This window comes from Streptomyces sp. NPDC101166 (genome assembly GCF_044768125.1).
Classification (GTDB): domain Bacteria; phylum Actinomycetota; class Actinomycetes; order Streptomycetales; family Streptomycetaceae; genus Streptomyces.
In genome coordinates, this window is the sequence record NZ_JBIWPF010000009.1 from 147,922 (window position 1) to 161,345 (window position 13,424).

The following is a 13,424-nucleotide window of genomic DNA, read 5'->3' on the forward strand; positions in this document are numbered from 1 at the left end:
ACGTGGAGATCGCCGGAATCCTCCCCGCGCACCTTGGCTAAACTGAGGAACCAGGTGCGCCGGGAAGTCTGGTCGGCAAGCGTTTCGTCCTGCCCACCGACCGGAGGTCCCCCCGTGACCGCGCCCCGCACCACCCCCCGCAAGTTCCTCGGGCGCCTGTCGCTGCCCGAGCGGACCTACGTCGCGGACGCGCTGCGCACCGAGACCGTCGGCGGAGTCCTCCTGCTTCTCGCCACCGTCGCGGCCCTGGTCTGGGCGAACGTCCCCGCCCTGCGCGACAGCTACCAGAGCGTCAGCGACTTCCACCTCGGCCCGAAGGCGCTCGGCCTGGACCTCTCGGTCGCCCACTGGGCTGCCGACGGACTCCTCGCGGTCTTCTTCTTCGTCGCCGGGATCGAGCTCAAGCGGGAACTCGTCGCCGGGGATCTCAGGGACCCCCGGGCCGCCGCGCTGCCCGTCGTCGCGGCCCTGTGCGGTATGGCCGTCCCGGCGCTCGTCTACACCCTCACCAGTGTCACCGGCGGCGGCTCCACGGGCGGCTGGGCCGTGCCGACCGCCACCGACATCGCCTTCGCGCTCGCCGTGCTCGCCGTCATCGGCACCTCCCTGCCGAGCGCGCTGCGGGCCTTCCTCCTCACCCTCGCCATCGTCGACGACCTGTTCGCGATCCTGATCATCGCCGTGTTCTTCACGAACACCATCGACCTCGCCGCGCTCGGCGGCGCGGCCGCCGGCCTCGTGGTCTTCCACCTCCTGCTGCGCGCCGGCGTCCGCGGCTGGTACGTGTACGTGCCGCTGGGAGTCGTGATCTGGGCGCTGATGTACAACAGCGGCGTCCACGCCACCATCGCCGGCGTCGCCATGGGGCTCATGCTGCGCTGCACCACCCGTGAGGGCGAGGAGCACTCACCCGGCGAGCGCGTCGAACATCTCGTGCGCCCCCTGTCCGCGGGCCTCGCCGTCCCGATGTTCGCCCTGTTCAGCGCCGGGGTGGCGGTGTCGGGCGGGGCGCTGGCGGCGGTGTTCGGCCATCCGGAGACGCTGGGCGTCGTCCTCGGGCTCGTCGTCGGCAAGACGATCGGCGTCTTCGGCGGAACCTGGCTGACGGCCCGCTTCACCCGCGCCTCGCTGAGCGAGGACCTCGCCTGGGCGGACGTCTTCGCCGTCGCCTCACTCGCCGGCATCGGCTTCACCGTCTCGCTGCTCATCGGCGAGCTGGCCTTCGTGGGCGACGCGGCCCTCACGGACGAGGTCAAGGCGGCCGTCCTGACGGGCTCGGTGATCGCGGCGACCCTGGCGACCGTCCTGCTGAAACTGCGCAACGCCAAGTACCGCAGGCTGTGGGAGGCCGAGGAGCGCGACGAGGACCTCGACGGCATCCCCGACGTCTACGAGGAGGACGACCCGGCTTACCACCTGCGCATGGCCGCCATCCACGAGGCCAAGGCCGCCGAGCACCGCCGGATCGCCGAGGAGAAGGCCGCCGCGCGCCACGGGCTTGCGGAAGTGCCGGGTGGGGCAGGCGAGGAGGGCGACCGTCCGGCATGATCTGACGGGACGGTACAAAAGACGGGACCGTACGCAGTCGGGCAGAAGCCGGTCAGGCGGAAGCCGGTCATGCTCAGGACGACGGAACCGTACAAGACGAGGGAGACCGCGATGAGCGCACCCGACGGCAGCCCGGTCGGCGCCGAACGCAGCATCGGCCAGCTGTTCGCCTCGGCGACGACCGAGATGTCCGCGCTGGTGCACGACGAGATCGCGCTGGCGAAGGCGCAGCTCAAGCAGGACGTCAAGCGCGGCGCGACGAGCGGCGGCGCGTTCTCGCTGGCCGGCGCGGTCCTGCTGTTCTCGCTGCCGATGCTGAACTTCGCGCTGGCCTACGCCATCCGCACCTGGAGCGACTGGAACCTCGCGATCTGCTTCCTGCTGTCCTTCGCGGCGAACGTGCTGGTCGCCGTGGTGCTCGCGCTGATCGGCGTGGTCTTCGCGAAGAAGGCCAAGAAGAGCAAGGGCCCGCAGAAGGTGGCCGCGTCGATGAAGGAGACGGCGGTCGTGCTGCAGAAGGCCAAGCCGCACCCGCGGCCGGAGGTGACACAAGGCCGTGCTCCGGAGGCCATCGAGGCTGTGGCACGCTCGTCGTCATGACGGACCCCGCCACTCCTTCGGCGCAGCCTTCCTCGGTCGTACGACCGGACACCGTGCTCGGCAGGGCGGTGACCCATCGCGAGGTCGCCGCGAACGGCGCCCGCTTCCACATCGCCGAACTGGGCGACGGGCCGCTGGTCATGCTGGTGCACGGCTTCCCCCAGTTCTGGTGGACGTGGCGGCACCAGCTGACCGCGCTGGCCGACGCGGGCTTCCGGGCCGTCGCGATGGACCTGCGGGGCGTCGGCGGCAGCGACCGCACGCCCCGCGGTTACGACCCGGCCAACCTCGCCCTCGACATCACCGGTGTGATCCGCTCGCTCGGTGAGCCGGACGCCGCGCTGGTCGGCCACGATCTCGGCGGCTACCTGGCCTGGACGGCGGCCGTGATGCGCCCCAAGCTGGTCAGGCGGCTCGCCGTGGCCTCCATGCCGCACCCCCGGCGCTGGCGCTCGGCGATGCTCGCCGACGTGCGGCAGTCCTCCGCGAGCTCGCACGTCTGGGGGTTCCAGCGGCCCTGGATCCCGGAGCGGCAGCTCACGGCCGACGACGGGGAGCTGGTGGGCCGGCTGATCCGGGAGTGGTCGGGGCCGCGGCTGCCGGAGGACGAGGCGCTCGAGACGTACCGGCGCGCGATGTGCATCCCGTCCACCGCCCACTGCTCGGTCGAGCCGTACCGGTGGCTGGTGAGGTCGATGGCCAGACCCGACGGCATCCAGTTCTACCGGCGGATGAAGCGGCCGGTACGGGTGCCGACCCTGCATCTGCACGGCTCCCTCGATCCGGTGATGCGTACGCGCAGTGCGGCCGGCTCCGGGGAGTACGTCGAAGCTCCGTACCGCTGGCGGCTGTTCGACGGACTGGGACACTTCCCGCACGAAGAGGATCCGGTCGGTTTCTCTACAGAACTGGTCAATTGGCTGAAAGACCCGGAACCAGATCGGTGACGGAGCGATCGCGCCCGGTATCCGGTACGGAACACCTGTACTGCGAACGGCCAATTGCCGCCCGCATAGGCCAATTGGCGGTCCCTCAGGCGGTTATCGACCTTGGGGCAGGGGCACAGGTCCCGGTATGGGCTGGACGCACGACTACAGTGATGCAGCACGCACCCGCCGCTCGGCCTCCGGCCTGAGCTCCCACCGCCGAGGTGCCACCCCGCAAGAGGGCAGCGACCTCCGGGTGGGCATTCCGCGCATCCTGCGCCGCCGGGCCCGCTGGGTCTCGGTACGCCTGCGTCATCCTCGCGGCTGACGACGCGCGCCCTTTGGCGCTCGGCCGCTGAGGCGCTTCACCTCAGGTCCTGGACACCCTCGGGTCGCGCCGTCACGTCCGCGTCACAGCGCGCAGTTGTCGCTGTCCACTTCCTGGCTGGCGGTGCGCCCCTGGGCGATGTCCTGCCGGATCTCGTCCGCGGTGAGCGCGTAACCGGTGCGGGCGTCGTCGAGGGACTTCGCGAAGACCACGCCGTACACCTCGCCCTCGGGGGTCAGCAGCGGGCCGCCGGAGTTGCCCTGGCGGACCGTCGCGTACAGCGAGTACACCTCACGGCGGACCGTGCCGCGGTGATAGATGTCCGGCCCGTTGGGCGTGATGCGCCCGCGTACGCGCGCGGCGCGCACGTCGTACGCGCCGTTCTCGGGGAACCCGGCGACGATCGCCCCGTCACCGGTCGCCGCGTCCTCGGTGGCGAAGTCCAGGACGGGCGCGTCGAGGTCGGGCACATCGAGGACGGCGATGTCGCGCTTCCAGTCGTACAGCACGATCTTCGCGTCGTACTTGCGGCCCACACCGCCTATCTGGACGGTGGGCTCGTCGACGCCGCCCACCACGTGCGCGTTGGTCATCACCCGGCGCTCGCCGAAGACGAAGCCGGTGCCCTCCAGAACCTTGCCGCAACTCTCCGCCGTGCCCATCACCTTGACGATGGAGCGCTGCGCGCGCTTGGCCACCGCGCTGCCCGCGAGGGCCGGGTCGGGCGGCCGGACGTCGGTGATCGGCTCGTTGGCGAACGGGCTGAAGACCTGCGGGAAGCCGTTCTGCGCGAGGACCGAGGAGAAGTCCGCGAACCAGGTGTCGGCCTGGTCGGGCAGCGCCTCGGACACCCCTTGCAGCACCGTGGAGCTGCGGACCTCCTTGCCCAGTGTGGGCAGGGTCGTCCCGGCCAGGGCGGACCCGATCAGCCACGCCACCAGGAGCATCGCGACGACGTTAACGAGCGCGCCGCCGGTCGCGTCCAGCGCGCGGGCCGGTGACCAGGTGATGTACCGGCGCAGCTTGCTGCCGAGGTGCGTGGTCACGGCCTGGCCGACGGAGGCACAGACGATCACCACGATGACGGCGACGACGGCGGCCGCGGTGCTCACCTCGGAGTTCTCGGTCAGGGCGTCCCAGATGACGGGCAACAGGTAGACGGCGACGAGGCCGCCTCCCAGGAAGCCGATCACCGACAGGATGCCGACGACGAAGCCTTGGCGATAGCCGACGACCGCGAACCAGACGGCCGCGATCAGCAGCAGGATGTCGAGCACGTTCACCGTTTCAGGCCTCGCCTCTTTCTTCCCGGCCGCGGCGGGCCGGCCGGGCTCCGGGGGCCGGCTCCTCGGGTGGACACAGCACGGGACACCCTGTCACGACCGCCAGTCGAGCGGGACCAGCTTCTCCCGGTCCCAGGGCCGCTCCCAGCCCGCGTAGTGCAGGAGACGGTCGATGAGGCCGGCGGTGAAGCCCCACACCAGGGCTGATTCGACGAGGAACGCCGGGCCCCGGTGGCCGCTGGGGTGGTGGGTGGTGGCGCGGTGCGCGGGGTCCGTGAGATCAGCCACGGGGACCGTGAAGACGCGGGCGGTCTCGTTGGGGTCGACCACGCCGACCGGGCTGGGCTCGCGCCACCAGCCGAGGACGGGCGTGACGACGAAGCCGCTGACCGGGATGTACAGCTTGGGCAGCACACCGAAGAGCTGGACGCCCGACGGGTCGAGCCCGGTCTCCTCCTCGGCCTCGCGCAGAGCGGCTCTGAGCGGACCGTCGCCGTGTGGATCGCCGTCCTCCGGATCCAGGGCGCCGCCCGGGAACGAGGGCTGCCCCGCATGTGAGCGCAGGGAGGTGGCGCGCTCCATGAGCAGCAGCTCGGGCCCCCGCTTCCCCTCCCCGAAGAGGACCAGGACGGCCGACTGGCGTCCCGCCCCGTCCTCCGGCGGCAGGAAGCGGCTCAGCTGGAGCGGCTCGACCGTCTCCGCCGCGTGCACGACCGGGTCCAGCCAGCCGGGCAGCCCAGCCGTGCTGAGCGTCACGCGGCCGCCCTGTGTGTCGCTCGCGTGTGCCATCGGCGCACCACCCCCCGTTCTGCCGAGTCCAACGCCCGAGCGGCCGTGAATCGTTCCAGGGGGCGGGCGGGGCTCGCAACGCCGGTGGCGCCGGTGACTTCGGGGGCCGCTCCCGGCGCCTCCGGCCCCGCCCTCACCCGGCCCCCAGCGGCGGAGCCGGCTTGCCGCCCGCGTCCAGGTAGGACTGCGGCGGATCGAGGCGCTGGCCGGGAAAGCCGCCCTTCTCGTACTTCAGCAGCTTCCTGGCCTTCTCCGGGTCCGTCTCGCCCTCGCCGTACGCCGGGCACAGCGGAGCGATGGGGCAGGCGCCGCAGGCGGGCTTGCGGGCGTGACAGATACGGCGGCCATGGAAGATCACGTGATGCGAGAGCATCGTCCACTCGCTCTTGGGGAAGAGCGCGCCGACGGCGGCCTCGATCTTGTCCGGCTCGCTCTCCTCGGTCCACTGCCAGCGCCGCACCAGCCGCTGGAAGTGCGTGTCGACGGTGATCCCGGGGCGGCCGAACGCGTTGCCGAGCACCACGAAGGCGGTCTTACGGCCGACGCCGGGCAGCTTGACCAGGTCCTCCAGGCGGCCCGGGACCTCCCCGTCGAACTCCTCCACCAGGGCCTTGGAGAGCCCTATGACCGACCTGGTCTTGGCGCGGAAGAAGCCGCACGGACGGAGGATCTCCTCGACCGCCTCGGGATCGGCCGCGGCCAGGTCCTCGGGGGTGGGGTACTTCGCGAACAGGCCGGGCGTCGTCTGATTCACGCGCAGATCGGTGGTCTGGGCGGACAGGACCGTGGCGACCAGCAACTGGAATGGGTTCCGGAAGTCCAGTTCGGGATGGGCGTAGGGGTAGACCTCGGCCAGCTCGCGGTTGATACGGCGGGCTCTGCGGACGAGAGCGGTCCGGGACTCGGGTTTCCTGCCGGCGGCGGTCTTCTTCACAGGCACCTTCTTCGTCGCCTTCGCGGCCTTCTCACCTCCGCCGGAGGCCTGTTCGCCCACGGCGGAATCGCGACGTACAACCACCCGTCCAGCTCCCTTGCCCTGTGCTCTCACCGGCGATTTGGACACCCGGCCAGCCTAAAGCCCGGCACCGACATCCGCCCCGGACCCTGAAGATCGGCCCCCAATTGGACCCCTGCCGCTTACCCCAGCACATGTGTGCGGCATCCTTGTGACAGATCACACTGTTTGGACCGTCCGGCAAACTGGGGAACACGGTCCCCTGGCACACGGGGGAGCAAGATCCCCTGAGCAGGTCGACAAGGAGAGAACTCGTGGACGACGTCCTCCGGCGTAACCCGCTCTTCGCGGCTCTCGACGACGAGCAGGCCGCCGAGCTCCGCGCCTCCATGAGCGAGGTGACGCTCGCCCGTGGCGACTCCCTGTTCCACGAGGGAGACCCCGGCGACCGGCTCTACGTCGTCACCGAGGGCAAGGTCAAGCTCCACCGCACGTCTCCGGACGGACGCGAGAACATGCTCGCGGTGGTGGGCCCCAGCGAGTTGATCGGCGAGCTGTCGCTGTTCGACCCCGGGCCGCGGACGGCGACCGCCACCGCGCTCACCGAGGTCAAGCTGCTGGGCCTGGGCCACGGCGACCTCCAGCCCTGGCTGAACGCCCGCCCCGAGGTGGCCACCGCGCTCCTGCGCGCCGTCGCCCGGCGCCTGCGCAAGACCAACGACGCCATGTCCGACCTGGTCTTCTCGGACGTCCCCGGCCGTGTGGCCCGTGCTCTGCTGGACCTCTCCCGCCGCTTCGGCGTGCAGTCGGAGGAGGGCATCCACGTCGTCCACGACCTCACGCAGGAGGAGCTGGCCCAGCTGGTCGGCGCGTCCCGCGAGACCGTCAACAAGGCGCTGGCGGACTTCGCCCAGCGCGGCTGGCTGCGCCTGGAAGCGCGCGCGGTCATCCTGCTGGACGTGGAGCGGCTCGCCAAGCGCTCCCGGTGATCACCGCCGGGTGAGGCCGGCGGCGTACGAAGACGCCGCGCCCTCGCAGGTGAGCCCCCGGCGTACGAAAATGCCGCGCCCGTCCGGCCCGCGCGCGTGCACAGTGGCCCCATGACGGCACCGGTTCACCGCGGTCTCGACCCGCAGGGGTACATCGCGCGCGAAGGGTCCCTCGCGCGCGTGCCCGACGCGTTCCGTCCCGTCGTGGCAGCGGCACGCGACCGCCTGCCGGGCGTCTTCGGGGCGCGGCTGCACAGCGCGTACCTCTACGGGTCGATCCCGCGCGGCACCGCGCGCGTGGGGCGCAGCGACCTCGATCTGCTGATCGCCCTGCACGAGGAGCCGGGCGACGCCGACCGGGCCGCGTCCAGCGCTCTGGGCGACGCGCTCGACGCGGAGTTCCCGCAGATCGACGGCGTCGGCACGCTCCTGTACGGCCGGGCACGGCTGCTCAGCGACCTGGAGCGGCACGACATGGGCTGGTTCGTGGCCTGCCTGTGCACTCCCCTGCTCGGGGAGGACCTCGGGGCCCGCATGCCCCGCTACCGGCCCGACTCCCTCCTCGCCCGGGAGACCAACGGCGACCTGGCACTGCTGCTCCCCCGCTGGCGCGCGCGGATCGCCGGGGCGGCCGACTCCGAGGAGGCCCGGCGCCCGCTCGTGCGCTTCATGTCCCGGCATCTGGTGCGCACCGCGTTCACCCTGGTCATGCCCCGCTGGAACGGCTGGACCAGCGATCTGCACGAGATGGCCGAAGCGTTCGCCGGCTACTACCCCGCGCGCGCGGAGCAGCTGCGGACGGCCGCCGCCCTCGGCTACGACCCAACGGGCGACCCGGACGTCCTGAGCCGCTGCACCGGCGACCTCGGGCCCTGGCTCGCGGCGGAGTACACGCGCGTACACGGCGTGAAGGCCCCCAGACCCGGCGACGTGGCTTAGGGCGTGTTCCGAAAGTCCCGACCGGCCTCCGGCCGGACGACGGGGCTCAGATCAGCCCGTGCTCCGTCAGGTACTCCAGCTGCGCCCGGACCGACAGCTCGGCCGCCGGCCACAGTGAGCGGTCCACGTCGGCGTACACGCGCGCGACGACGTCGGCGGCGGCGCGGTGGCCGTCCTCCACGGCCGTCTCGACCTGGGCGAGGCGGTGCGCCCGGTGGGCGAGGTAGAACTCGACGGCGCCCTGGGCGTCCTCCAGGACGGGCCCGTGGCCCGGGAGGACCGTGTGGACGCCGTCGTCGACGGTGAGGGACCTCAGACGGCGCAGGGAGTCCAGATAGTCGCCGAGGCGGCCCTCGGGATGCGCCACGACGGTCGTGCCGCGGCCGAGGATCGTGTCCCCGGTCAGGACGGCCCGGTCGGCCGGGAGGTGGAAGCACAGCGAGTCGGCGGTGTGCCCGGGCGTCGGGACGACCCGCAGCTCCAGTCCGCCGACGGTGATCACGTCGCCGGCGGCCAGGCCCTCGTCGCCGAGCCGCAGTGCGGGGTCCAGGGCGCGCACCTTGGTGCCGGTCAGCCCCGCGAAGCGGGCGGCGCCCTCGGCGTGGTCGGGGTGGCCGTGCGTGAGCAGGGTGAGCGCAACACGCTTGCCGGCCTTCTCGGCGGTGTCGACGACCGTGCGCAGATGGCCGTCGTCCAGCGGGCCGGGGTCGATGACGACGGCCAGGTCCGAGTCCGGCTCGGAGACGATCCAGGTGTTGGTGCCGTCCAGGGTCATCGCGGAGGGGTTGGGCGCGAGGACGTTGACCGCGCGCGCGGTGGCGGAGCCGCTCAGGACACCGCCCCGGGGCTGGCCGGGAAGGGCTGCTGCGTCCGTCATGCGGTGGCTCCACCTGTGGGGATGTGCTTGGTGAACTCGTCGTGTCCGGGCCAGGACAGGACGACCGCGCCGTCCTCCAGCCGGGCCTGCGCCAGCACGGGGGTCAGGTCGCGGCCGGGAGCCGCGGCGAGCGCCTCGGCGGCCGTGACGCACCCGGTCAGCTGGCGCAGGGTCGCGATGGTGGGCGGCATCATCAGCAGCTCGCCCCGGTCGTAGGAGGCCGCCGCGTCCTCGGGGCGGATCCACACCGTGCGGTCGGCCTCCGTGGAGGCGTTGCGGGTGCGCTGCCCCTCGGGGAGCGCCGCGACGAAGAACCAGGTGTCGTAGCGGCGTGCCTCGAACTCCGGCGTGATCCAGCGCGTCCAGGCGCCCAGGAGGTCGGAGCGCAGGACGAGGCCCCGCCGGTCGAGGAACTCCGCGAAGGACGTCTCACGGGCCACGAGGGCCGCGCGGTCGGCTTCCCAGTCGTCCCCGGTGGTGTCACCGACGACCGCGTCGGGGGCCGGCCCGGCGAGCAGGACGCCCGCCTCCTCGTACGTCTCGCGCACGGCCGCGCAGACGATCGCCTGGGCGGTCGTCACGTCGACCCCGAGCCGCTCGGCCCACCACGCGCGCGTGGGGCCCGCCCAACGCACCTGCCGGTCGTCGTCGCGGGGGTCGACGCCGCCGCCCGGATACGCGTACGCGCCTCCGGCGAAGGCCATGGAGGCGCGTCTGCGCAGCATGTGCACGTAGGGACCTCGGTCGGTGTCCTTGAGGAGCATGACCGTGGCCGCGCGCTTGGGGGCGACGGGCGTGAGGACGCCGTCCGCGAGCGCACGGATGCGTTCCGGCCACTCCGGGGGAAACCACTGACCGTTCGCCTGCCCACGCGCGTGCCCACTCGCCATGGCCGCGAGGCTATCCCGTGGGGAGCGAATGTTCGAGAGGTGCCCGAGGTCAGCGAGCCCCCGAGGCGCCGGAGCCCAGCGCCCGCCGAGGCGCCCCGAAGCGCACGGTCCCCGCGCTCACGGAGCGGTGAGCTCCACCTGGATCTCCACCTCGACCGGCGCGTCCAGCGGCAGCACCGCGACGCCCACCGCGCTGCGCGCGTGCACGCCCTTGTCGCCGAGGACCTCGCCGAGCAGTTCGCTGGCGCCGTTCAGGACACCCGGCTGGCCGGTGAAGTCCGAGGCGGAGGCGACGAAGCCGACGACCTTCACCACGCGCGCGACACGGTCCAGGTCGCCCGCGACCGACTTGACGGCGGCCAGGGCGTTCAGGGCGCAGACGCGGGCCAGCTGCTTGGCCTCCTCGGCGGTGACCTCCGCGCCGACCTTGCCGGTGACCGGCAGCTTGCCGTCCACCATGGGCAGCTGGCCGGCCGTGTACACGTACGGCCCGGACTGCACGGCGGGCTGGTAGGCCGCGAGGGGCGGCACGACCTCCGGCAGCGTCAGACCCAGTTCGGCGAGCCTCGCCTCGACCGCGCTCACGCCTTCTCCCGCTTCAGGTAGGCGACGAGCTGCTCCGGGTTGTTCGGCCCGGGGACGACCTGGACGAGCTCCCAGCCGTCCTCGCCCCAGGTGTCCAGAATCTGCTTCGTGGCGTGGACGAGCAGCGGCACGGTTGCGTATTCCCACTTGGTCATGGGGCGACTGTATCCGCTGCCGGGGCGCGGTCCGCCGCAGGTGCCCGCTGTGCACGGCGGGGCCTGGCGGCGGGTCCTGCGGGGCGTCGCGTCCCGGGCCATGTGGCCGATTGGAGCACCGTTGTCCACAGCCTCCCGGTTGGCTCGGCCGCCGACTGGTTACGCTCGAAGACGTGAGCAGGCTCCAGGTCGTCAGCGGTAAGGGCGGGACCGGAAAGACGACGGTCGCCGCCGCCCTAGCGCTGGCCCTCGCCACGGAGGGGAAGCGGACGCTTCTCGTCGAGGTGGAGGGTCGGCAGGGCATCGCCCAGCTCTTCGAGACGGAGGCGTTGCCCTATGAGGAACGGAAGATCGCCGTCGCGCCGGGCGGGGGTGAGGTGTACGCGCTCGCCATCGACCCCGAACTGGCCCTTCTGGACTATCTCCAGATGTTCTACAAGCTCGGGAGCGCGGGGCGGGCGCTGAAGAAACTCGGCGCGATCGACTTCGCCACCACCATCGCGCCCGGTCTGAGGGACGTACTCCTCACCGGCAAGGCGTGCGAGGCGGTGCGCAGGAAGGACCGCGGCGGCCGGTTCGTCTACGACCACGTCGTGATGGACGCCCCGCCGACCGGCCGCATCACCCGCTTCCTGAACGTCAACGACGAGGTCGCCGGCCTCGCCAAGATCGGACCTATACACAATCAGGCGCAAGCCGTGATGCGGGTGCTGAAGTCCTCCGAGACGGAGGTGCATCTGGTGACGCTGCTGGAGGAGATGCCCGTCCAGGAGACCGCCGACGGCATCGCCGAACTGCGCGCCGCGAAGCTCCCGGTGGGGCGGGTCGTCGTCAACATGGTCCGCCCGCAGGTGCTGGACGCGCACGGGCTGGAACTCGTACGGACGGTGGGTCGTTCCTCTGTCGCACGGTCGTTGTCGGCCGCGGGGCTCGGCGGGGCGCGGCGCGGCGGCCATGCCGAGCGGTTGGTGGACCCGCTGCTGGAGCAGGCCGAGGAGTACGCCGAGCGGTACGCGCTGGAGCAGGAGCAGCGGGCCGTCCTCGGCGAGCTGGGCCTGCCGCTGCACGAACTGCCGCTGCTCGCCGAGGGGATGGACCTCGCGGGCCTGTACGAACTCGCCACGGAACTGCGGAAGCAGGGGATGTCATGAGTCCGGACCAGGCGCAGGCGCAGGAGGGCGGCGCGGCTCAGGAGGAGGGCTCGGCCCTGACACCGGCGCGGGAAGGCGGTTCGGCGCGGGCGTCGGAGGGCGGCGGCCGTCGGCTCGCCTACGCACGCGTACTGGACGTCGACCCCCTGCTCGACGACCCGAAGGCCCGCATCGTGGTGTGCTGCGGGTCGGGCGGGGTCGGCAAGACCACGACGGCGGCGGCGCTGGGCCTCAGGGCGGCCGAGCGGGGCCGCAAGGTGGTCGTCCTCACCATCGACCCGGCGCGCCGGCTCGCGCAGTCCATGGGCATCGACTCGCTCGACAACACCCCGCGCCGCGTCAAGGGCGTCGAGGGGGACGGCGAGCTGCACGCGATGATGCTCGACATGAAGCGCACCTTCGACGAGGTCGTCGAGGCGCACGCCGACCCCGAGCGGGCGGCCTCCATCCTGGGCAACCCCTTCTACCAGTCGCTCTCGGCAGGCTTCGCGGGCACGCAGGAGTACATGGCGATGGAGAAGCTGGGGCAGCTGCGGGCGAAGGACGAGTGGGACCTGATCGTCGTCGACACCCCGCCGTCCCGCTCGGCCCTGGACTTCCTCGACGCTCCCAAGCGGCTCGGGTCGTTCCTGGACGGCCGGCTGATCCGGCTGCTGACGGCGCCGGCGAAGCTGGGCGGGCGCGCGGGGATGAAGTTCCTCAACGTCGGGATGTCGATGATGACCGGCACGCTCGGCAAGCTGCTGGGCGGCCAGCTCCTCAAGGACGTCCAGACGTTCGTGGCCGCGATGGACACCACGTTCGGCGGCTTCCGCACGCGCGCGGACGCGACGTACAAGCTGCTCCAGGCGCCCGGGACGGCGTTCCTCGTGGTGGCGGCGCCCGAGCGGGACGCGCTGCGGGAGGCCGCGTACTTCGTGGAGCGACTGGCCGCCGAGAAGATGCCGTTGGCCGGTCTGGTGCTCAACCGGGTCCATGGCAGCGGCGCCGCCCAGCTGTCCGCCGAGCGGGCGCTCGCCGCCGCCGAAAATCTTGAGGAGCCCCGCATTGTCGATCAGGACGGCGGGAAAGCTGGACTTCGTAACTCTCCCGACACGCACGGCAGTTCAGAAGCTTCCGCAGCATCCCCCACACCAGGCGCCCAGCCGGGCGGGACGCACACCGGCGCAGATCACAGCACGGACCAGAGCGCCGATCAACTCACCGCGGGCCTGCTGAGACTGCACGCCGACCGTATGCACCTGCTCTCCCGCGAGCAGCGCACGCGGGACCGCTTCATCGCGCGCCACCCCGAGGTGGCGGTGGCCGAAGTGGCCGCGCTGCCCGGTGACGTCCACGACCTCGCGGGACTGCGGGACATCGGCGGCCGCCTCGCGGCCGGGCGGACGGAGCTGCCCGACGCCTGAGCA

Annotated in this window: 15 protein-coding genes; 8 read left to right on the forward strand and 7 right to left on the reverse strand. The window is 72.1% G+C overall.

Annotation, left to right across the window (positions count from 1 at the left end; genetic code table 11):
* The first annotated feature begins 114 nt into the window (after positions 1-114).
* From nhaA to ACIRS4_RS18025, 4 genes are all read left to right on the forward strand, one after another.
* Complete coding sequence (gene nhaA / locus ACIRS4_RS18010; RefSeq protein ID WP_404196444.1) at positions 115-1,548, forward strand: Na+/H+ antiporter NhaA; 1,434 nt, start codon at positions 115-117, stop codon at positions 1,546-1,548.
* A gap of 111 nt (positions 1,549-1,659) precedes the next feature.
* Positions 1,660-2,148, forward strand: a complete 489-nt coding sequence (locus ACIRS4_RS18015; RefSeq protein WP_404196447.1) for a phage holin family protein — start codon at positions 1,660-1,662, stop codon at positions 2,146-2,148.
* Entirely contained in the window at positions 2,145-3,095 is a 951-nt protein-coding gene (locus ACIRS4_RS18020) for an alpha/beta fold hydrolase (RefSeq protein ID WP_404196450.1), read from the forward strand. Before ACIRS4_RS18015 ends, ACIRS4_RS18020 begins: the two co-directional genes overlap by 4 nt.
* Before the next feature lie 127 nt (positions 3,096-3,222).
* The gene (locus ACIRS4_RS18025; RefSeq protein ID WP_404196452.1) at positions 3,223-3,402 is read left to right on the forward strand and encodes a hypothetical protein; all 180 of its coding nucleotides are present in this window, start codon (positions 3,223-3,225) and stop codon (positions 3,400-3,402) included.
* A gap of 83 nt (positions 3,403-3,485) precedes the next feature.
* Here the strand turns inward: ACIRS4_RS18025 and ACIRS4_RS18030 are convergent, their stop codons facing one another.
* The 3 genes from ACIRS4_RS18030 to nth all read right to left on the reverse strand — a co-directional run bounded on the left by ACIRS4_RS18030 (position 3,486) and on the right by nth (position 6,492).
* The gene (locus ACIRS4_RS18030) at positions 3,486-4,685 is read right to left on the reverse strand and encodes a MarP family serine protease (RefSeq protein WP_404196455.1); all 1,200 of its coding nucleotides are present in this window, start codon (positions 4,683-4,685) and stop codon (positions 3,486-3,488) included.
* 93 nt (positions 4,686-4,778) lie between these two features.
* Entirely contained in the window at positions 4,779-5,474 is a 696-nt protein-coding gene (locus ACIRS4_RS18035) for an NUDIX hydrolase (RefSeq protein WP_404196458.1), read from the reverse strand.
* 133 nt (positions 5,475-5,607) lie between these two features.
* Positions 5,608-6,492 (reverse strand): endonuclease III, encoded by an 885-nt coding sequence (gene nth / locus ACIRS4_RS18040; RefSeq protein WP_404196461.1) that lies wholly within the window; start codon positions 6,490-6,492, stop codon positions 5,608-5,610.
* Between the two features lie 251 nt (positions 6,493-6,743).
* On the opposite strand from nth, the gene ACIRS4_RS18045 reads away from it, so the two are divergent.
* A complete protein-coding gene (locus tag ACIRS4_RS18045) occupies positions 6,744-7,418 on the forward strand; it encodes a Crp/Fnr family transcriptional regulator (RefSeq protein ID WP_020129286.1) in 675 nt (224 codons plus the stop codon).
* Between the two features lie 111 nt (positions 7,419-7,529).
* A complete protein-coding gene (locus ACIRS4_RS18050) occupies positions 7,530-8,357 on the forward strand; it encodes a nucleotidyltransferase (protein ID WP_404196463.1) in 828 nt (275 codons plus the stop codon).
* Positions 8,358-8,403: 46 nt separating this feature from the next.
* Here ACIRS4_RS18050 and ACIRS4_RS18055 read toward each other — a convergent pair whose 3' ends face one another.
* The 4 genes from ACIRS4_RS18055 to ACIRS4_RS18070 all read right to left on the reverse strand — a co-directional run bounded on the left by ACIRS4_RS18055 (position 8,404) and on the right by ACIRS4_RS18070 (position 10,864).
* Positions 8,404-9,234, reverse strand: a complete 831-nt coding sequence (locus tag ACIRS4_RS18055; protein ID WP_404196465.1) for an MBL fold metallo-hydrolase — start codon at positions 9,232-9,234, stop codon at positions 8,404-8,406.
* Positions 9,231-10,124, reverse strand: coding sequence for an NUDIX hydrolase (locus ACIRS4_RS18060; RefSeq protein WP_404196467.1), 894 nt, complete (start codon positions 10,122-10,124; stop codon positions 9,231-9,233). Before ACIRS4_RS18060 ends, ACIRS4_RS18055 begins: the two co-directional genes overlap by 4 nt.
* A gap of 117 nt (positions 10,125-10,241) precedes the next feature.
* Positions 10,242-10,709: a RidA family protein gene (locus tag ACIRS4_RS18065; RefSeq protein WP_404196469.1), complete on the reverse strand. Its 468-nt coding sequence runs from the start codon at positions 10,707-10,709 to the stop codon at positions 10,242-10,244.
* Positions 10,706-10,864, reverse strand: a complete 159-nt coding sequence (locus ACIRS4_RS18070; protein ID WP_003967454.1) for a DUF4177 domain-containing protein — start codon at positions 10,862-10,864, stop codon at positions 10,706-10,708. Before ACIRS4_RS18070 ends, ACIRS4_RS18065 begins: the two co-directional genes overlap by 4 nt.
* Positions 10,865-11,037: 173 nt before the next feature.
* On the opposite strand from ACIRS4_RS18070, the gene ACIRS4_RS18075 reads away from it, so the two are divergent.
* Entirely contained in the window at positions 11,038-12,015 is a 978-nt protein-coding gene (locus ACIRS4_RS18075) for an ArsA family ATPase (protein WP_403808604.1), read from the forward strand.
* A complete protein-coding gene (locus ACIRS4_RS18080; protein WP_404196472.1) occupies positions 12,012-13,421 on the forward strand; it encodes an ArsA family ATPase in 1,410 nt (469 codons plus the stop codon). Before ACIRS4_RS18075 ends, ACIRS4_RS18080 begins: the two co-directional genes overlap by 4 nt.
* Positions 13,422-13,424: the final 3 nt, after the last annotated feature.

What these genes read in the sequence shown, in the direction of transcription:
- ACIRS4_RS18015 (WP_404196447.1), top strand. Translation starts at nt 1,660, where the DNA reads ATGAGCGCACCCGACGGCAGCCCGGTCGGCGCCGAACGCAGCATCGGC.
- ACIRS4_RS18020 (WP_404196450.1), top strand. Translation starts at nt 2,145, where the DNA reads ATGACGGACCCCGCCACTCCTTCGGCGCAGCCTTCCTCGGTCGTACGA.
- ACIRS4_RS18025 (WP_404196452.1), top strand. Translation starts at nt 3,223, where the DNA reads ATGGGCTGGACGCACGACTACAGTGATGCAGCACGCACCCGCCGCTCG.
- ACIRS4_RS18035 (WP_404196458.1), bottom strand. Translation starts at nt 5,474, where the DNA reads ATGGCACACGCGAGCGACACACAGGGCGGCCGCGTGACGCTCAGCACG.
- ACIRS4_RS18050 (WP_404196463.1), top strand. Translation starts at nt 7,530, where the DNA reads ATGACGGCACCGGTTCACCGCGGTCTCGACCCGCAGGGGTACATCGCG.
- ACIRS4_RS18055 (WP_404196465.1), bottom strand. Translation starts at nt 9,234, where the DNA reads ATGACGGACGCAGCAGCCCTTCCCGGCCAGCCCCGGGGCGGTGTCCTG.
- ACIRS4_RS18060 (WP_404196467.1), bottom strand. Translation starts at nt 10,124, where the DNA reads ATGGCGAGTGGGCACGCGCGTGGGCAGGCGAACGGTCAGTGGTTTCCC.
- ACIRS4_RS18070 (WP_003967454.1), bottom strand. Translation starts at nt 10,864, where the DNA reads ATGACCAAGTGGGAATACGCAACCGTGCCGCTGCTCGTCCACGCCACG.
- ACIRS4_RS18080 (WP_404196472.1), top strand. Translation starts at nt 12,012, where the DNA reads ATGAGTCCGGACCAGGCGCAGGCGCAGGAGGGCGGCGCGGCTCAGGAG.